The sequence below is a fragment of the Acinetobacter bohemicus ANC 3994 genome (assembly GCF_000367925.1).
In the GTDB taxonomy this organism is placed as follows: Bacteria; Pseudomonadota; Gammaproteobacteria; order Pseudomonadales; family Moraxellaceae; genus Acinetobacter; species Acinetobacter bohemicus.
On record NZ_KB849164.1, the window covers coordinates 804,734 to 824,192 of the forward strand.

The window sequence follows — 19,459 nt, forward strand, 5'->3', positions numbered from 1 at the left end:
GTCAGCTATGAAGCACACAAAATCAGCATCAATTCGTGGTTTCACTCTGATAGAATTGATGGTGGTTATTGTGATTATGGCAATTATGGCCTCTTTGATTTTAACCAATATTAATGGAGTGGATCAGCGTAAAGCGATGCAAGCACGAGAAGTGTTTATTATGGATTTACGCAGGATTAATCGAGAAGCCAATGATCAAGCACGCATTTTTGCACTTGATGTTCAAACTGCAACCGATGTATCGCCATTTCGTTATGCTGTAATTGAATATTTAGTTCCATCCACTCAAACTGTACAAACATCTCCATTTTCTAAAAATAAAAAATGGCAAAACTATGCCGAATTTAAACCGCGTGATTTACCTGAGCAGGTTTCCTTTAATGTGCAATCACTCGATCAGCAATATGAAAATGCCAATAATGATGATTTGCTGAATGCCAATGCGCCTAAATTACTGTGGTTAGGCAATGGTGAAACAAAGCCAGTCCGCATCCAGTTTTATTTCGAGCAACGCCCAATTGGTGAGGAAATTGAGATTGATCATTTAGGTAAAATCAATGAAAGCTAGATATTCAAAGCAGAGCTATCTCACTTATCGCCACTCAGGATTTACATTGCTTGAAGTGATGGTTGCTTTGGCTATTTTTGCTACAGCAGCAATCGCATTGACTAAGGTTGCCATGCAATATACTCAAGCGACATCCAATGCAATTTTACGCACTAAAGCACAATTTGTGGCGTTGAATGAAGTTGCTGTGATGGAAATCAATCAAGAGTGGTTACAAGGAACGCAGTCAAAACAGATCACACAACAGGGTGAAACTTGGCAAATTGATAAATCTGCACAATCAACCATCAGTCCAAACGTACAACGCATTGAAGTTCAAGTCAGCTTGTTTAATGCTGAAGCAGGCAAAGTAGAATCAGGCATTACGCATTTGGTTTTCTTTAACCATAAGGTCAAAGCTTGATGCAACCGAAAAATAAAAAAAACCAAACGCTACACGCACAGCATAGTTGTTCGTCTTGCATTCAGACAAAGCGTAATCCTCGCTCCTCAAGCACAGCTTTCGGACTTGCTGCACGTTCGAGCGTTACTCGACTTAATCATGCCTCGGGTTTTACTTTGGTTGAGCTGTTGGTTGCAATTGCTATTTTTACCGTGCTCTCGGCATTGGGTTGGAAGGTTTTTGATTACTTGATTAAAGTCAAAGAGCGTAATACTGAACATGAAATTAATTTAGGCCAGTTACAGGAAGCTTATCAACAAGTTTTGCGTGATACCGTGCAAGCTGTGCCGCTGACTGCAAATATAAAGAGTGAGATTCAACCCGCCTTGATTTTGCAAAATGGTCGTTTCAGTTTTAGTAAAACAGGTGTAACCGATCCTTTACAGCAGGGGATTTCACCGGATGAGCGTGTAGAATATCAATACCGGGCGGATGAAAAAAAACTGTATCGCTTGAAATATCGCCATTTAAATAGTACTGGGCGTGAACAACCTGAATCAAGTGTTTTGTTAAGCGAAGTAGATCAGTTTGAAGTGATCGTGTTAAATCCAAATGAAGCAACTTCATGGCCAGATGCGCAAGCAGATTTAATGAATGTCACGCAAAAACAACGCTTACCTAAAGGAATTAAAATCAAATTAACAGTCAAAGATGTTGAATATGAATGGATTTTCAGTTTGTTAAATACAGATTATTTACAACCGAAAGACAATAATTAAAATCACCATGCAAATAACCCAACGTTATAAGGTCTAAAAAATTGAGCATGAAGCAGCAACAGGGTATTGCCTTAATAACGATATTGGTGATGGTGGCATTAGCGACTATTCTTGCTGCGACCATTGCAAAACGTCAGGCAAATACTGCGGAAAATACAGCCTATTTAATGCGTCAAAATCAATCCTTGTTGTATGCCAAAAGTGCGGAAGCCTTTTTTTCGGAGCTTTTGGTGGATGATGCAAACAATGTTGGAGCTGTTGATCATTTACAAGAAAACTGGGCGAAACCGATGCCTGCTTTTCCCGTAGAAGATGGTTTTGTCTCTGGAACTTTACAGGATGAATCAGGTAAATTTAATTTAAATAGTTTGGTTAATGACGAAGGTGTACCGAATCCTCAGGCAAAACTGTGGTTTGAAAAGCTGTTGCTACGTGTGGGATTGTCAGAAAAATTAAGTGAAGCTGTGATTGATTGGCAAGATGCTGATGACGAAATCAGTGGTACGATGGGGGCGGAAAATAGCTATTATCAAGGATTACCACAAGGTTATTTAGCTGCAAACAGTAAATTTCATAATGTAGAAGAGCTTAAATTGGTTCGTGGTTTTGAAGATCAAAAATATTTGCAAATCGTGGACTATGTCAGTGCATTACCTGCATCGGATAGCAAGGTGAATGTCAATACAGCACCCGCTATGCTGCTTGCGAGTTTAGACCCTAAGTTAGACATTAATGCTGTTGAACAAGCTTTACAAAAACGCCAAGCCAATTTGGAGCATTTTTCTAATATTAATGATCTTTGGGCAATGGAGCCTTTTAAACAAGTCAATCCTGATGTGCAAAGCCAAGTCAATGCGTTGCTGGGTGTGCAATCCAACTATTTCAAAGCCAAAATTGAAGTGTTGCTGAGTGAACGGAAACGTCAGTTTAGTAGTGATTTAGTACGTAAAGATAAAACGGTGTATGTTGTATATCGAAGTATGGCACCATTTTAATCAGATGGATCAATCAGTTGTAATATAATTCAATGCATTATAGTGTTTTATCGTTATGCAATTTCCCAATTGCATTGAACAGTAAAATTAATGCGCAGACTTTCACTTTTGCTTTATAATCCAATTTAATTCACAAATTTTGGATTGCATCACGGCACATGTTAATTCGTAAGTTATTTAAGTTTGAAAATGCTCATATCGTGCGAAATTGCACATCGGATCGCTGTAAGCGTTCAATTCATGGTCATAGTTATAAAGTTGAATTATTGCTTAAAGCTTCGAAGCTAGATCATGGTCAAATGGTGTATGACTTTGGGTTGTTGAAGGGTGTAATCAAAGATATTTTTGACAGTTTCGATCATGCTATTTGCTTTTGGCAGCATGACGACGCTGAATATATTGATGCCTGCAAAAAATTTAGTGCGCGTTGGGTATCTTTGCCTGTTTCGCCATCGGCAGAACAATTTTCACGTATTTTTTTCTATTTAGCTCAACAAATATTGGCATCGACCATTACCCAAAATGGGGAAGGTGATGTGGAAGTTTACTCGGTCATTGTGCATGAAACAGATACAGGCTATGCGCAAAGCTTTGTAGAAGATATTGAAAATGAGCAAATGGGTGTGCTGAGTCTTGAACAAATCGTGTTCTCTGAACAAGTTCAAGCTGAATGGGCAGACTCAACGATGTATGAAAAACTACAACAAGGAATTAAATTCCAAAACCCAAGTGTCGATCTTCAAGTCAAAATTTAAAGATGGAACTACATTTGGGTAGGTTTTCAACAAGGATTAGGAAGCAGTCATGTCTTTAACTGAACAACAGCAAATTAAATTGGATAAAATTCAATTGGATGCGGGTTGGAAAAGTGGTTTGAGTGAATTTCTGCTCAGTCCCAAAATGGATGAGTTAAAAGACTTTCTTGTTCAGGAAAAAAAATCAGATAAAATCATTTATCCACCAAGTTCACTGATTTTTAATGCATTAAATACCACGCCTTTAGCCAATGTTAAAGTGGTGATTTTAGGCCAAGATCCATATCACGGACCAAATCAGGCACATGGATTAAGTTTTTCAGTCCAGAAAGGGGTTGCAATACCCCCATCTTTGCGTAATATTTTTCATGAGCTCAATACAGATTTGGGTGTTGTTAAACCCATCCATGGTGATTTAACTCGTTGGGCTGAACAAGGCGTATTGTTGCTGAATGCAGTATTGACTGTTGAAGCGGGTCAGCCGACTTCGCATCAAAAACGGGGGTGGGAAGATTTCACCGATCATGTGATTGATGTTTTAAATGAACAACGTGACCATGTGGTTTTTATTCTTTGGGGTGCGTATGCGCAGCGTAAAGGACAACGCATTGATCAAAATAAGCACTTGGTATTAAAGGCTGCTCATCCTTCACCATTGGCGGCGAATCGTGGTGGTTTTTTTGGTTGTAAAGTATTTTCAAAATCCAATAATTATCTGAAACAAAATGGCATTGAGCCTATAAATTGGCAGCTGGACGCATGACACTATCTCCTGAATTAAAAAGTTATCATTCCGATCTAATTGTAGAGGAAGCAAAAAATGGCTGGCGCATTGTTCGCCTGAATCGCCCGAAATCTCTACATGCTTTAGATGAATCAATCGTCACTGCACTATTAAAAGTGTTCCAAGATTTTCACCATGATGATGCGGTAAAAGCAATCTGGTTGGATTCTACAACTCCTAAAGCATTCTGTGCAGGTGGTGATGTACGTAAACTTCGTCAGTTGGTGATTAACGATGAAGTTGATACCGCAAATAAATTCTTTGAACAAGAATATGCGTTAGATTTGTTGTTGCATAATTATGCTAAGCCTGTGCTGGTTTGGGGTGAAGGCTATGTCATGGGTGGTGGACTAGGGTTGTTTATGGCCGCGCCATTTCGCCTTGTGACCCCATATTCACGTCTAGCGATGCCTGAAATTAATATTGGCTTATATCCAGATGTGGGTGCTACACGTTTCTTGGCAGACCGTGGTGCAATCGGTTTGTTTACGGGTTTAACAGGTTCAATTATGACCGCAGCCGGTGCTTATGGTATTGGTTGGGCAACCCATATTTGTGATGCGCAGCGTGATAATGTGCTGGAAAAACTCATCAATATTGATTGGGGACATTATCCTGCTGGTGATTTTCGTGCCATCGACGACACTTTAAATAGTATGCATCGTCCAGTCGGGCCTGGGCCACTACAAAACTCATTAGATGTGATTCAAAGTGTTTGTCGCGGTGTTAGTTTTGAGCATGATTACGAATCTATTATTGGTTTGAGTGATGCAAGAAGTGATTGGTTGCGTCAAGCCAGTGAAAATTTGCAAAAAGGTTCACCGACCACCGCTGCTTTAACATGGTTGTTATGGCAATGGGGTAAACAAGTTCATTCTTGGAATGAAGTTTTTGAACTAGAAACCCAAATTTCGGATTGGAAAATTCGTCATCCAGATTTTGTCGAGGGTGTTCGTGCGCGTTTAGTGGATAAAGATCTTTCTCCAGAATGGAAAAAGGGTGTTGATTTTTCACTTAAAGCAATTTTGTCAGATTGCCCGCCTGTGACTAAAAATGAAAGTTGGAATAACCTGTTGAAACATTATGCTGTGATCGGTTAAGAATGGCGGATGAAATACAACTGACTGACGAATATTGGATGCAGTTTGCTTACGAGCAAGCTGCTATCGCTGCATCAAAGGAAGAAATTCCTGTTGGTGCGGTTATTGTCAGTCAAAATCAAATTATTGGCGCAGGTTATAATGCGCCCATTTCACTGAGTGATCCGACGGCACATGCTGAAGTTCAAGCATTGCGTCAAGCCTGCTTAAATCTAAATAATTACCGCCTTCCAGAAGATTCCGTGCTTTATGTGACTTTAGAGCCTTGTACAATGTGTGTGGGTGCCTTAATTCATGCACGGGTCTCTAAAGTCGTGTTTGGTGCAACTGAGCCGAAAGCTGGTTCTTTGGTTAGTGCAAGAAAATTATTTGAAACAGGTTATTATAATCATCAGTTTGATATAGAAGCAGGTTGTTTGAATGAACAATGCTCCAAACAACTAAGTGATTTTTTTAAAATGCGTCGCGAGCAAAAAAGACTGCAAAAGTTACAAGAAAAGTCCTTAAATGATCAGAATAATTCATCTATAAGTATGTAAAATAGAATGACAATAATTATTGTCAATTAAAGGTTAGGATAATTCATGAATTCTATTCAAATTAAAAAAGAATTTAATGCACCTGTCGATCAAGTTTTTAATTTGCTATCAAAACATGCGACTTATAATATTGCCTTTGCTCCAATTCAAGTGGTGCGCGTGAAAGATTCTGCCGACCCAGAGCGTCCTGATGGCGTAGGTTCGGTACGTCGTATGGGGTTTGGTCCGATCAAACCTTTACAAGAGCAAATTACTTTACTTGAGCCGAATCAGCGTATTGAATATCAAATTATTAAAAATCCTTTGGTTAAGCATCATTTGGGGATTATTGAGTTTCAAGCGCTTGATGCAGATAAAACTTTGGTGACTTACACCATTGAGTTGCAAGCACGTGCACCTTTTGTGAGTAAATTAATCCTTGCGCAGCTTAAATCTGCGATTAAACTAGGTTTTTCGAAATTAGCTAAAACTGTATAGCGTAAAGTGGAAAATTAATGACAGTTCAAATTATTACTATCGATGGCCCGAGTGGTTCTGGAAAAGGCACACTTGCGGCTAAACTCGCAGCGCACTATCAATTTCATTTGTTGGATTCTGGTGCTTTATATCGTCTGTTGGGGCTGTCATTACATCAACACAATTTATTGGATTCTTTGGATTCAGCACTTGAGCAATGCATTAAAATTGCAACAAATTTAGACATAAAATTTGTTACAACTGAAACTAGTCATCCCCAAGCCCAACTTGATGGTGAAGATGTCACTCAAATCATTCGTACTGAACGAGTGGGTGAATTTGCATCAAAAGTTGCCGCAATTCCTGAACTTAGAGCAGCGCTTTTAGAGCGTCAGCATGCTTTTGCACAAGAACCGGGATTGGTTGCAGATGGGCGCGACATGGCAACGGCTATTTTTCCAGAGGCTCAAGCCAAGATTTACCTCACTGCATCGGCTGAATCTCGAGCGGCGCGACGTGTAAAGCAGTTGCAGGGTATGGGGCTAGATGTTAAAATAAACGACATTTTAGCTAATATCGAAGCTCGAGACAAAAGAGATATGGAGCGCACAGTCGCACCACTCAAGCCAGCAACAGATGCTTATATCATTGATAGTTCAGAATTGGGCATCGATGAAGTATTTCAGTTGATGACCAGTTTTGTCGATAAGCAGTTATTAGCCAATTAAAGAATTTTCAGCCAAAGCATAGCTAGATCAGTTTATTACGGACTATGTGGAAGCTTTATTAAACCGGCCTTGTCTGATCCAAGACCGCTGACTTTATCAGGTATATCATGACCGAATCTTTTGCAGCCCTCTTTGAAGAAAGCGAATTAAACCTCAACGTTGAAAAGGGTGCAGTCATCCAAGGCGTTGTAGTAAGCATCGACTCTGATTGGGTAACAGTTGACACTGGCCTTAAATCAGAAGGTATTGTTGACCGCGCTGAATTCTTAAACGACCAACGTGAACTTGAAGTTCAAGTTGGTGATACTGTTGACGTTGTTGTTGAAGCTCTTGACAACGGTATGGGTCAAACAGTTTTATCACGTGAAAAAGCAAAACGTGCTGAAACTTGGACTAAACTTGAAAAAATCTTTGAAGACGGCGAAATCGTTACTGGTGTTATCTCTGGTAAGGTTAAAGGCGGTTTCACTGTTGACATCGGTCCAGTACGTGCGTTCTTACCAGGTTCTTTGGTAGACACTCGTCCTATCCGTGACACGACTCACCTTGAAGGTAAAGAGTTAGAATTCAAAGTAATCAAACTTGATGCTAAACGTAACAACGTTGTTGTATCTCGTCGTGCTGTTATGGAAGCTGAATCTTCAGCTGACCGTGAAGCTCTTCTTGCTCAGCTTGAAGAAGGTCAAACAGTTACAGGTACGATCAAGAACCTTACTGATTACGGCGCATTCGTTGACCTTGGTGGTATCGATGGTCTTCTTCACATCACTGACATGGCTTGGAAACGTATCAAGCATCCTTCAGAAGTTGTTGAAGTTGGTCAAGAAGTTACTGTTAAAGTACTTAAATTTGACCGCGAACGTAACCGCGTATCTTTAGGCCTTAAACAATTAGGCGAAGATCCATGGTTAGCGATCATGAACCGTTACCCTAAAGGTTCAATCGTTAAAGCGCGCGTAACTAACCTTACTGATTATGGTTGTTTCGCTGAAATCGCTGAAGGCGTTGAAGGTTTAGTACACGTTTCAGAAATGGATCACACTAACAAAAACATCCACCCATCTAAAGTTGTTCAGATTGGTGATGAAGTTGATGTTATGGTTCTTGAAGTTGATGAAGAACGTCGTCGTATTTCTCTTGGTATCAAACAAACTCGTGCTAACCCATGGGAAGAGTTTGCTAAAGACCATGACAAAGGCGAAAAAGTTTCAGGTACGATCAAATCAATCACTGATTTCGGTATCTTCATCGGTTTACCAGGTGGTATCGATGGTCTAGTTCACTTGTCTGATATTTCTTGGAACGAACAAGGCGAAGAAGCTATTCGTCGTTACAAGAAAGGTGACACTGTTGAAGCGGTTATCTTGTCTGTAGACGCTGAAGGCAACCGTATCAGCCTTGGCATCAAACAAATGAACAACGATCCGTTCAATGATTTCTTGGCAACTAACGAACGCGGTGCGCTTGTTAAAGGTACTGTAACTGCTGTTGACGCTAAAGGCGCAACTGTTAAGTTAGCTGACGAAGTTGAAGCTTCTCTTAAAGCTTCTGAAATCAACCGTGATCGCGTTGAAGATGCAACTAAGTTCTTGGAAGTTGGTCAAGAAGTTGAAGCTAAAATCATCAATGTAGACCGTAAATCTCGCTCTATCAACTTGTCTATCAAAGCGAAAGACGAAGCTGAAGAGAAAGAAGCTGTTGCAAACTTAAAAACTGCAACAACTGGTCAAGACAATGGTCCTAAGACTATTGGTGATTTGATCAAAGCTCAAATGAACCACTAATAAGTAGATGTTGAAATGTATTGTTAATGTAAATTAACCAATACTTTTTACACAAATACTGTAAACGGTAGCGTAGTATTAACTTATTACGCTACCGTTTTGTATTTAAACAGGTTATTATCGGATTATCTACAAAGTAGCTTGATAATTAAAGAGGTCAAAAATGACTACGGAAGCACTTAATAAGTCTGACTTAATAGAGCGAATTTCCCTTAAAAACCCGCACTTAGCAGAGCCTTTAGTCGAAGAAGCTGTTAAAATTATGATTGATCAAATGATAGCTGCATTATCATCTGATAATCGTATTGAAATTCGTGGTTTTGGTAGTTTCGCTTTGCATCATCGTGATCCACGTGTGGGGCGTAATCCTAAAACAGGTAAGTCTGTTGAAGTGGCTGCAAAAGCAGTTCCACATTTCAAACCTGGTAAAGCGTTACGCGATGCAGTAAACGAATCTGCAGAGTAATAAAAAATTCCAGAAGGGGTATTTATGCGTTACGTATTAGTCGCTTTGTTAATTGTACTATTTGGCTATTCATTGGCTTTGGTCTTGCAAAATGGTACTGAGTTAACGGTAGACCTATTATTTACCCAAGTTCCTGCTATGCGTTTAGGTTTATTGTTGTTATTAACATTAGCTCTAGGTGTGGTGTTGGGTTTGTTATTAGGTGTGCAGGTTTTCCGAGTATTTCAGAATAGTTGGGAAATTAAGCGACTTCGTAAGGATATTGAATACCTCCGAAAAGAGCAAATTCAAGCTGCTCAGTTGGCTGCTGCAGAAGCTGCTGCACATACTCGACATGAAAAAACAGTGTTAGATCTCAATCCTAACGATAGTTCATCTCATCCATTGTAAGTCGAATCATTTAGCTTCTGGTCGGTGTCTCTATACTGGCGTTGAACTAAAGTGTGTATGTGTAAATAAAAACTTATAACACTCCAAAGTATTTTTTGGGGTGTTTTTTTATGGCTGTAACTTATAATGCTTGTATAAAATTTATTAAAAAGTAAGGCACTTATTTTACCAATTTTGCTGAATGCCATTTTTTCAACTATCAGCGTGCAGGGATATTCTTTATAATGAGCTTTCTTTTTTGTCTGAATGAAGGGTAAGTCTCTTGAGTATCATTGTTGCATTAGATGCTAAAAGCCAATATGACGCACTTACAATTGCAGAGCAGTTAGATCCTGCATTATGTCGAGTAAAAGTTGGTAAAGAGTTATTTACCCATGAAGGCCCAAGTGTGGTTAAGGCATTACACGACAAAGGCTTTGAAGTTTTCCTTGATTTAAAATTCCACGATATTCCAAATACGACAGCACAAGCAGTTTGTGCAGCAGCAGATTTAGGCGTATGGATGGTAAACGTTCATGCATCTGGTGGTCGTAAGATGATGGAAACGTGTGTCCAGCGCTTAAAAGCAGGCAATTACAGCACGCAACTGATTGCGGTGACTGTGTTGACGTCAATGGGGCGTGAAGACCTCAAAGACTTAGGATTGGACATCGAACCATTTGAACAAGTGAAGCGTCTTGCTAAATTAACTCAAGAGAGTGGTTTGGATGGCGTGGTGTGTTCTGCTCAAGAAGCAAAAATGCTGCGTGAAACATTAGGACAAGATTTTGCTTTGGTGACACCGGGTATTCGTCCTGTAGGTTCTAATGCAGATGATCAAAAGCGTATTGTGACACCGAAGCAAGCGATGATAGATGGTTCAACGCATTTGGTGATTGGTCGTCCAATTACGCAATCGGAAAACCCGAATCAAACTTTGCGTGATATTTTGGCGACATTGTAATCTCCTGAAAAATCTCTCCTTTGCGAAACAATGTTTCTCACCCTTTGCAAAGGGGGCTGACTTCCCTTTATAAAGGGAAGTCAGCAGGGATTTATACAGCAGCCAATACACTTACCACAATTGGCGCAAGTACAGATAAAACAAAGCCGCTGACCATCGCATGTGGAATAAATTCATTGCCACAGGCTTGTTTAACCATGGGTAGGGTGACATCCATTGCAGTTGCCGCGGCAGATGAAATGGCAGAGCGCGGATAGCGCCAACCAATGCTATACATTAAAAGAATTGCAATAATTTCTCTAAATAAGTCATTCATTAGGGCGATGCTACCCAGTTCTGCATTTTTCAACTCAGTCACGACAATGCCTGTCATGGAATAGAAACCATAACCTTGCGATAGCATAATTAAATCTTTGAGGCTAATATCTTTGATGATTGTTGCTGCAAACAATGCGCCAGCAAGTGATCCGAGAATACAGCCTATAGGAACGAGCATGATTTTCCAGTTAAGCCATGAGCGGTCGAGTGGTGAATAAGCTAAATCCAAACCAATTAAAAACATGAAAATAAGCAGTAAATTCCATGTGCTGACATGCAATGTATAGTCAAAATGATTAAACAGTTCGGCAAGCCCATAGCCTAATGCGAGTGCAATAAAAGCATAGCTAATATTGATCAGTGATTTAACCAGTAGTTCTGCGGAAACTTTGCCTTGCATCGGTTGGTAGCCAATACTTTTAAACAAAAGATAGCAACAGAGAAAGGCACCGACGGATGTTGTCATCGAGAGTGTAAGTGCATTGGATAAAATTTGTAGTGGGCTGCTCATGTTATGCAATGTTTGAGAGAATTCAATTGCAATCGTAATCAGCAAAATATAAGTAAAATAGGGCAGAATTTTAAAGGCTAAGCTTTCTAGCCAATGAGGAAGTTTACGCGCAAGAATGAATCCAAAGCATAAACAGATAAGAAGTTGAATAATCAACCAAAGCGATTGCATACAAAACGTCAGCAGGTGAAAAGACACCTGCTTATTATGACCATTAAGTGATTAAGCTGCACGATTTCCAGAGGTTTTATTTAACAAACGGTAATCTGCGGGATTCAGTATTTTGGTTTTTAACCAATATTTCCATGTGTATGTTGGCCACAGTGCAAAGTTTTTTCCGCCATCTTGTTGATACCAACTGACACAGCCAGATTGCCAAACAGTTCCATCGAGTAGTGTTTGTACATCTTGATTAAATTGCGCTTGTACTTGGTCTTTCACCACAATTGCATGGCTATGGCTTTGTTTGACCAGTTGAATCATCTGTAAAATATAGTTGACCTGAGATTCAATCATAAAGATGACAGAATTGTGCGCCAGAACGGTATTCGGGCCTAATAACTGGAAAAAATTTGGGAAACCTTTGGTGCAAATGCCATAAAAGCTTTCTGCACCATCGTGCCAAGCATCACGTAAATCTAGCCCATTTTCGCCAAGACATTGAAATGATTTCAAGTAAATGCGCGGATCGGTAATAAAGCCCGTCCCATAAATTAAGCAATCAATTTTACGTTCTTTACCATCTTTGGTAATGATACTGTTGCTGGTTAATTCTTGAATAGCATCGCTAATCAGTTCAACATTACTCCGATTAAAGGTCGGAAAATACTTATTAGAAATCAGAATGCGTTTGCATCCCATGATGTAATTCGGGGTCAGTTTATTGGCGATATTTTTATCTTTGACTTGGTACTTAATATAAGCTTCAGCTAATTTTTGCGCATATTTCATCACGGTTGGCTTAACAATCGGCACAACGCGAGATTCATTTGACCAATATAAACGTGCACGGTGAATTTTTCGCAACCAATCATATTTGGCAAAGAGTTTCTTTTCTATATTTTTATAAGTACGTTCATCGCGTGGAATTACCCACGCTGGGGTGCGTTGCATCACATACAGTTGTTTAACCTGCTCTGCAATTTCTGGAATGTATTGAATGGCACTGCCGCCAGTACCAATCGATGCAACAGATTTGTTATTGAGGTCATATTGATGATCCCATTGTGATGAATGGAAAACTTTACCCTGAAATTTTTCAATACCTTTGATGTGTGGAATTTGCGGCACATGCAATGGACCAGATGCAAAAATAACAAATTGTGCGATGAGGGTTGAGTCATTATTTAAAGTGAGTGTCCAATCACAACCTTGTTCATTATATTTGGCAGCGATAACTTCACTGTTCAATTGGCAATATTTTTTTAAATCATAAGTACTGATTAAGCTTTGGATATATGCAAGAATTTCAGCTGCTTCGGCATAGCGCTTTGACCAATCACTTTTAGGTGCAAAAGAAAGTGAATACATATGGGATTGCACATCACATGCAGCACCCGGGTATTGGTTTTCACGCCATGTACCACCGATATCACTGGCTTTTTCTAAAATGACAAAATCTTGAATGTTATTTTGCAATAAACGAATTGCCATGGCTAAGCCACCAAAACCTGCACCAATAATTGCAATTTGAGTTTGCTGTGTTGTTTGCTTTATTTGAGTTGTATTGCGCATTATTTTATTTGCCTTGTACAGTTTTATTTTTTTATAGCTTAAATGAATAACAGAACAAGTAACATGATAAGCATGACAAAAAAATTGATAGATTCGGCAATTTGCAAGCACGAAATTTTATAGTAAAAAATGTCATATTACTTTAATCAGAAAATGCTATGAAACGGTCAGTTCTCGGCTTGATGTATTTAATTCAAGGCATGCGTAAAGCTGGAGTCGAGGTGGATCAAAAACTTCAAAGTATTGGTCTACGTGCTGATGCCTTAGATCCAAGTTCAATTATTCATCCTTGTTTGGAGTGGAATGTATTAAGTGTGATAGGGCAAGATGTCGCGCCTGAAACGGGTTTATTTATTGGGCAACATTATGCACTTGCAGGCTATGGTCCTTTGCTCATGTTATTGGTGACCAGTAAAGATATACGGACAGCTTTAGAGCTGGGAGTTCAGTATCAAGCACTTACCCATTTAACAGGGAAATTAAGTTTGAAATATGCAGCGCACAAAGTTGCACTGTGTTATGAACCACAAGATTTAAACAGTGATTTGGGGTTGCTGCGCGCGCAATGTGAAATTTCAGGAACTTATAAATTTATTCAAGATCTTTATAAAATGATGGGGTTGGACATTCCTCAAATCCATATTGAATTGCCATTTGTACAATCAGAAAATCGGCAGTTCTTAGACATTTATCATGATTACTATGGTTCAGAGTTGCAGTTTGGATCGGAGAGTGCAGAATTTTGGTTTGATGCTGCGGTACTGAATGTACACATTCCATCGGCAGATAAAATGACTTTTATGATTTATGAAAGAAAATGCGTTGCCGAATTGGAGCGCCTAAGCATGAATGAACATGTTCCTTCATTGGTGCAACGGGTACAAGATTATTTGGAATTACAGCAAGGTGTAATGCCTACAATGGCAGAAACAGCACAAGCCTTACAAATTCCAGAGCGAACTTTGCGTCATCAATTGCAACAACTGCAAAGTAGCTATAAACAAATACGTGAACAGTTAATTAAAGATAAAGCATTAAGACTTATAGAGTATAAGGAGTATTCCATTGAAATGATTGCCGAGTTGTTGGGGTATTCAGAGCCAGCGGCTTTTAATCATGCTTTTAAACGGTGGTTTGGATACAGTCCACGTCAGTACTCTAAATAGCCTAAGTTCATTAATGCCAAAGTGCTATATATTCCTTCTCAATCTTCGCTATACTTTGCATAGCCTAAAATAGTATTCAATGATATGTCTGATTTAAATTCTAAGCATAGTACAGCCTTTACTCCGTTGTCACCTGCAGAACGTTATGCGCAAGCGATATCTTCTGGTCAGTTCATGCCAGATGATGCACAGGCGCAAGCTGTTCATGAGTTAGATCGTGTTTGGCAAGAACTGATTCAACGCTTTAAGGCATCGAAAAAAGCCTTTCGTCGTTTCCGTCGTCAAACATCTCCACAAGGTGTATATATGTGGGGCGGTGTGGGGCGTGGTAAAACATGGCTCATGGATCAATTTTTTGATTCAGTTCCTTTTCGCCGCAAAATGCGCATGCATTTCCATCATTTTATGCAGCACGTTCATCGTGAATTAAATAAGTTGTCGGGACAGCGTAATCCACTTGACTTGGTGGCTGACCAAATTTATCAACAAGCAGTGGTGATTTGTTTCGATGAGTTTTTTGTTTCAAATGTCACCGATGCCATGATTTTAAGTGAATTATTCCAAAAATTATTTAATCGTGGAGTGACGCTGGTTGCGACATCGAATATTGCTCCAGATGGTCTGTATAAAAATGGTATTCATCGGGATCGCTTTATTCCAACCATTGAAATGGTGAAAAAGAACTGTGCGATATTAAATGTCGATGCGGGTGTGGATTATCGTTTACGTGTACTCAAACAAGCTCAATTGTTTAAAAATCCATTGACGCATGATCATAAAAATTGGATTGCACAGCGTTTTAGTGCATTGACCCAAACGCAAATCATTTCTCAAGAGCCAATTATTATTAATAATCGTATCGTCGAAACGATTGGGCATACTGAAGATGTTTTATGGTGTGAATTTTCAGAATTATGTTTTAAACCACGTAGTCCAGCGGATTTTATTGAAATTGCCAATATTTATAATACGGTATTGGTCAGTAATGTTCCGCATTTGACAGATCACTTGTCGGAAGGAACGCGTCGTTTTATTTATTTGGTCGACGAGTTTTATGATCGTGGTGTAAAACTGTTACTGACCTCTGAAGATTCAATTATCGATATCTATCAAGGTGAAAAATTAGCCTTTGAAATTGAACGCACGCGTTCACGTTTACTTGAAATGCAATCCGATGATTACTTGAATGCAGCACATAAACAAATTCAAAAAATAGAGTCGGAAGTGAATTAAATAACAAGCGCCAGAAATGGCGCTTTTTTTATAACTAGAAAATATCTGTTTTGTCGAAATTTAAGACTGGTTTTTGTTGAATCTTTGCTCTATAACTATAGTAATGTTGAATTTAAGCGCTATTTTTCTTTATAAGTCTGCACTTAAGTCTAATGTTGGCATTTTAAAAACTTTATACACTATAAAAAGGTATTTAAGCTGATGATAATGTCGCCTTTGTGATCTGTGTTTTATTTAATAATGGATAACTTTATTCTATAAAAAATGATCACTATTTAGGAATGTGATAGTACTATTCAGCTAGATTTAAATCGGTATACTAGAATCTCTTGTTATAAAAAGTAGCAATATCAGGAAAGACAATGACTGCACGTATTCAAAAAGGCAAGTTAGCGATTGCTAAAGAACTTTACGATTTCATCGAAAATGAAGCATTACCAGGTTCTGGTTTAGATAGCGAAACATACTGGAAAAACTTCGAGCAAGTCGTTGTTGATCTTAGTCCTAAGAATAAAGCGCTTCTTGCTAAGCGTGATGATATTCAGGCTAAAATTGATGAATGGCACCGCAACAACAAATTTGAATTAGGAGCTTACAAAGCTTTCCTTACAGAAATTGGCTACTTATTACCAGAAGTAGAAGATTTCCAGATCAGCACAGAAAATGTCGACGAAGAAATCGCATTATTGGCTGGTCCACAACTTGTCGTACCTGTACGTAATGCACGTTACTGCTTGAACGCAGCAAATGCGCGTTGGGGTTCTTTATATGATGCACTTTACGGTTTCGATGTCATTTCTGAAGAAGGTGGTGCGGAAAAAGGTAAAGGCTATAACCCAGTACGTGGTGAAAAAGTTATCGCATTCGCGAAAAACTTCTTAAATGAAAATTTCCCACTTGCAACAGGTTCGCATGCTGATGCAACGCAATATGCTGTAGATCACAATAAACTTGTTGTGACCTTAAAAGACGGCACTCAAACAACTGTCGCACATGAAGCACAATTTGTAGGTTATAACGGCGAAGCTGCTGCACCTACAGAAATCGTATTCAAAAATAATGGCTTACATGTCATTATCGAAGTTGATGCAACTAGCCCGATTGGTAAAACAGATGCGGCAGGCGTTAAAGATTTAGTGCTTGAAGCTGCTGTAACGACAATTCAGGATTTAGAAGACTCAATTGCAGCTGTTGATGCTGAAGAAAAAGTTGAAGGCTACCGTAACTGGTTGGGCCTAATGAAAGGTACTTTGGAAGAATCAATCGAGAAAAATGGTAAAACTGTTACTCGTAGTTTGAATAAAGACCGTACGCATAAAAACTTAATTGGCGGTGAAACCATTATTCATGGTCGTTCATTGATGCTGCTTCGTAACGTGGGTCACTTGATGACCAATCCAGCCATCCTTGTGGATGGTGCGGAAATTTATGAAGGCATCATGGATGCATTGGTTACACCATTATTGTCTTTTGCAGACATTAAAGGTGAAAACGAAATCAAGAACTCGCGTAAAGGTTCTATGTATATCGTTAAACCAAAAATGCATGGTCCTGAAGAAGTTGCTTTTGCTGTAGAGCTTTTTGAACGTGCTGAACAATTACTCGGTTTACCAGCGAAAACGCTTAAAATCGGTATTATGGATGAAGAGCGTCGTACTTCTGTAAACTTGAAAAACTGTATCGCTCAAGCCAAAGATCGTACAATTTTCATCAATACAGGCTTCATGGACCGTACGGGCGATGAAATCCATACATTTATGGAAGCAGGTCCATTCGTTCGTAAGGGTGAAGTAAAAGCGCAAATTTGGTTCCCTGCATATGAAAACCGTAACGTTATGGTTGGCTTGAAAGCAGGCTTACGTGGTAAAGCACAAATTGGTAAAGGTATGTGGCCTAAACCAGATATGTTGCTTGATATGTATAAAACTAAAACTGAACATCCAGATGCTGGTGCAAGCTGTGCATGGGTGCCATCACCAGCCGGTGCGGTGATTCACGCGATTCATTATCACCAAATTAATGTTGCAAGCCGTCAAAAAGAATTGTTGGCGACTGAAGCATTGCCTTTAGATGATTTGTTAACTCCGCCTTTAGCGAAAGACACGAATTGGTCTGAAGAAGAAAAAACCAAAGAACTTGAAAATAACTGTCAAGGTATCTTGGGTTATGTAGTTCGTTGGGTTGATTTGGGTGTAGGTTGTTCTAAAGTTTTAGACATCAACAACGTTGGTTTAATGGAAGATCGTGCAACTTTGCGTATTTCATCTCAACACGTTGCCAACTGGTTGCGTCACGGTATTGTGACACGTGCACAAGTTGAAGAAGTGATGAAACGTATGGCTACTATTGTGGATCAGCAAAATGAAAATGATCCAGAATATACTGCTATGGGTCCAAACTTTGACGGTATTGCATTCCAAGCCGCATCTGATTTGATCTTTAAAGGTGGCGAACAGCCTTCTGGTTATACAGAGCCGTTGTTGCACGCTGCACGCTTAAAACTAAAAGGTTATACAGGGGACTAAGTTTCCACTGTAAATAAAAAAGCCTCTTCGGAGGCTTTTTTATTGCTGTGTATCAAGCATAAGAAGCGAGACCTAAAGAGCGTCTTATTACTTTATATGGAATTTTTAAAATATTAGTGAAATTGTCCGGTCAGTGATTATGATCACGATAGGGGCGATGGATCATGCCATAATAAAAAAATTATGAATCTGCTCATATGACGCCTACTGATCGTTCTTGCTCATAAGGGTTGAGATGATACGGCCTAAGTTAGAAATCTTTATATATTCAATTGCTTGTAGAAATATTCCCAGAGGCAGAGTTTGAATGTTTACATCGATTTAAAGTAGAAATTAAAAGAACTCATCCTTAACTGAATTCTTTCAATTGAATCAGGTTTTGTTTAATGCGCTAAGTTTTTAAAAATATGCTTAAGGCTTTCCATCATTTTTTCAATTTGTAGAGGGGTTAAACCTTCAAAAGATTGTTCCAAAACGACATTGGTTAGATCATTAATTTTGTGAGTCATTTCTAGACCTTTGTCCGTTAACACAACACGAGTAATTCGAGCATCGTCTTCACATGAATATGTTTCGGCTAAACCTTCATCTTTTAAGCGATAAACAATTTTTGTCGTTGTTGACATCTTAGATACAACCATTTCAGATAAATCTGAAACACTGGCATGGGGCTTTGACTTTAAGGCAAGCAAGATACGACGTCGTGAATTATCTAAACCATATTTTTTCAAGGCATGGTCTACATTTTGTACATATTGAGCATGTACTTGAGTAACCCAATAGTATGGAAAATTTTCTAAGGTAAAATCTTCCGCTAAAGGTAAAAATTTACTGTATTTTTTAGTCATGGATGGACTCCCCTGTAAGCTTTGTAATTGTAATTCGTTAACGCACGCATTTTATTATAAAGTTAATTTGCTGCGCAGAATATACTAAATTTTTTTAGAGCTAATCAATCTATATATTAAGTTTTTTTTAATGTAATAAAGAAACTTATCGAAAATAAGTTTTCTTATTACAAAGAATTAAAAATTAAGCGTGATTGTTGAGAAGGGACAGGGTGTAGCTGTCTTTATCTTGATGAAATACCACAATACTCTGGGCAAAATTCAGCACTTCTTGTTGAACTTCAGAATTTTGAAAGGAATCTGAAGATAACATTGCCTTAGGACTGCCGTATTGGAAAGCTACAGGTAATAGCATTTCAGATTTTTGCTTATGAAGCGTGACTATGTTTCATTCTAGTGAAAAAATAGACTTGGGAATTGGTTTCTTTAACAAAAAAATTCTGCTATTTGTGTCA

General features: G+C 38.8%; 21 protein-coding genes. 17 read left to right on the top strand and 4 right to left on the bottom strand.

The features are described from left to right. The first annotated feature begins 7 nt into the window (after positions 1 to 7). The 14 genes from F994_RS03735 to pyrF all read left to right on the top strand — a co-directional run bounded on the left by F994_RS03735 (position 8) and on the right by pyrF (position 10,669). Positions 8 to 568, top strand: a complete 561-nt coding sequence (locus F994_RS03735) for a type II secretion system protein (protein WP_004648756.1) — start codon at positions 8 to 10, stop codon at positions 566 to 568. Next, a complete protein-coding gene (gspI, locus tag F994_RS03740) occupies positions 558 to 971 on the top strand; it encodes a type II secretion system minor pseudopilin GspI (protein ID WP_004648758.1) in 414 nt (137 codons plus the stop codon). The genes F994_RS03735 and gspI overlap by 11 nt, the downstream gene beginning before the upstream one ends. Next, positions 971 to 1,729 carry a type II secretion system minor pseudopilin GspJ gene (gspJ, locus tag F994_RS03745; protein ID WP_004648759.1) on the top strand — a complete coding sequence of 253 codons (759 nt, stop codon included), beginning with the start codon at positions 971 to 973 and terminating at the stop codon, positions 1,727 to 1,729. The genes gspI and gspJ overlap by 1 nt, the downstream gene beginning before the upstream one ends. A gap of 47 nt (positions 1,730 to 1,776) precedes the next feature. Beyond that, complete coding sequence (gspK, locus tag F994_RS03750; protein ID WP_004648761.1) at positions 1,777 to 2,724, top strand: type II secretion system minor pseudopilin GspK; 948 nt, start codon at positions 1,777 to 1,779, stop codon at positions 2,722 to 2,724. Between the two features lie 158 nt (positions 2,725 to 2,882). Then, entirely contained in the window at positions 2,883 to 3,479 is a 597-nt protein-coding gene (locus F994_RS03755) for a 6-pyruvoyl trahydropterin synthase family protein (RefSeq protein WP_004648762.1), read from the top strand. 49 nt (positions 3,480 to 3,528) lie between these two features. Next, positions 3,529 to 4,242: a uracil-DNA glycosylase gene (gene ung, locus F994_RS03760; protein ID WP_004648763.1), complete on the top strand. Its 714-nt coding sequence runs from the start codon at positions 3,529 to 3,531 to the stop codon at positions 4,240 to 4,242. Then, positions 4,239 to 5,363 (top strand): enoyl-CoA hydratase/isomerase family protein, encoded by a 1,125-nt coding sequence (locus F994_RS03765; protein WP_004648764.1) that lies wholly within the window; start codon positions 4,239 to 4,241, stop codon positions 5,361 to 5,363. Before ung ends, F994_RS03765 begins: the two co-directional genes overlap by 4 nt. Positions 5,364 to 5,365: 2 nt before the next feature. Then, complete coding sequence (tadA, locus tag F994_RS03770; protein WP_004648765.1) at positions 5,366 to 5,902, top strand: tRNA adenosine(34) deaminase TadA; 537 nt, start codon at positions 5,366 to 5,368, stop codon at positions 5,900 to 5,902. A 45-nt stretch (positions 5,903 to 5,947) separates the two neighbouring features. Then, complete coding sequence (locus F994_RS03775; RefSeq protein WP_004648766.1) at positions 5,948 to 6,379, top strand: SRPBCC family protein; 432 nt, start codon at positions 5,948 to 5,950, stop codon at positions 6,377 to 6,379. Between the two features lie 17 nt (positions 6,380 to 6,396). Further along, positions 6,397 to 7,086, top strand: coding sequence for a (d)CMP kinase (gene cmk, locus F994_RS03780; protein WP_004648767.1), 690 nt, complete (start codon positions 6,397 to 6,399; stop codon positions 7,084 to 7,086). Positions 7,087 to 7,193: 107 nt separating this feature from the next. Then, positions 7,194 to 8,870: a 30S ribosomal protein S1 gene (gene rpsA / locus F994_RS03785; RefSeq protein WP_004648769.1), complete on the top strand. Its 1,677-nt coding sequence runs from the start codon at positions 7,194 to 7,196 to the stop codon at positions 8,868 to 8,870. A 163-nt stretch (positions 8,871 to 9,033) separates the two neighbouring features. Then, positions 9,034 to 9,336 carry an integration host factor subunit beta gene (locus tag F994_RS03790; RefSeq protein ID WP_004648770.1) on the top strand — a complete coding sequence of 101 codons (303 nt, stop codon included), beginning with the start codon at positions 9,034 to 9,036 and terminating at the stop codon, positions 9,334 to 9,336. A 24-nt stretch (positions 9,337 to 9,360) separates the two neighbouring features. Then, positions 9,361 to 9,726: a lipopolysaccharide assembly protein LapA domain-containing protein gene (locus tag F994_RS03795; RefSeq protein WP_004648771.1), complete on the top strand. Its 366-nt coding sequence runs from the start codon at positions 9,361 to 9,363 to the stop codon at positions 9,724 to 9,726. Positions 9,727 to 9,988: 262 nt separating this feature from the next. Further along, entirely contained in the window at positions 9,989 to 10,669 is a 681-nt protein-coding gene (gene pyrF, locus F994_RS03800; protein ID WP_004648772.1) for an orotidine-5'-phosphate decarboxylase, read from the top strand. Positions 10,670 to 10,760: 91 nt separating this feature from the next. Here pyrF and F994_RS03805 read toward each other — a convergent pair whose 3' ends face one another. Both F994_RS03805 and F994_RS03810 read right to left on the bottom strand, forming a co-directional pair. Further along, on the bottom strand, positions 10,761 to 11,669 hold the full coding sequence (locus tag F994_RS03805; protein WP_004648773.1) for a LysO family transporter: 909 nt from the start codon (positions 11,667 to 11,669) through the stop codon (positions 10,761 to 10,763). A gap of 51 nt (positions 11,670 to 11,720) precedes the next feature. Further along, entirely contained in the window at positions 11,721 to 13,232 is a 1,512-nt protein-coding gene (locus tag F994_RS03810; RefSeq protein WP_004648774.1) for a flavin-containing monooxygenase, read from the bottom strand. A gap of 158 nt (positions 13,233 to 13,390) precedes the next feature. Here F994_RS03810 and F994_RS03815 point away from each other — a divergent pair, with 158 nt between their 5' ends. From F994_RS03815 to F994_RS03825, 3 genes are all read left to right on the top strand, one after another. Beyond that, the gene (locus tag F994_RS03815; protein WP_004648775.1) at positions 13,391 to 14,398 is read left to right on the top strand and encodes an AraC family transcriptional regulator; all 1,008 of its coding nucleotides are present in this window, start codon (positions 13,391 to 13,393) and stop codon (positions 14,396 to 14,398) included. A gap of 84 nt (positions 14,399 to 14,482) precedes the next feature. Next, positions 14,483 to 15,631, top strand: a complete 1,149-nt coding sequence (gene zapE / locus F994_RS03820; RefSeq protein ID WP_004648777.1) for a cell division protein ZapE — start codon at positions 14,483 to 14,485, stop codon at positions 15,629 to 15,631. Between the two features lie 362 nt (positions 15,632 to 15,993). Beyond that, on the top strand, positions 15,994 to 18,156 hold the full coding sequence (locus F994_RS03825; RefSeq protein ID WP_004648780.1) for a malate synthase G: 2,163 nt from the start codon (positions 15,994 to 15,996) through the stop codon (positions 18,154 to 18,156). A gap of 383 nt (positions 18,157 to 18,539) precedes the next feature. Here the strand turns inward: F994_RS03825 and F994_RS03830 are convergent, their stop codons facing one another. Both F994_RS03830 and F994_RS17350 read right to left on the bottom strand, forming a co-directional pair. Then, positions 18,540 to 19,004, bottom strand: coding sequence for a MarR family winged helix-turn-helix transcriptional regulator (locus F994_RS03830; protein WP_004648781.1), 465 nt, complete (start codon positions 19,002 to 19,004; stop codon positions 18,540 to 18,542). 184 nt (positions 19,005 to 19,188) lie between these two features. Further along, on the bottom strand, positions 19,189 to 19,359 hold the full coding sequence (locus tag F994_RS17350) for a hypothetical protein (RefSeq protein ID WP_228128025.1): 171 nt from the start codon (positions 19,357 to 19,359) through the stop codon (positions 19,189 to 19,191). Positions 19,360 to 19,459: the final 100 nt, after the last annotated feature.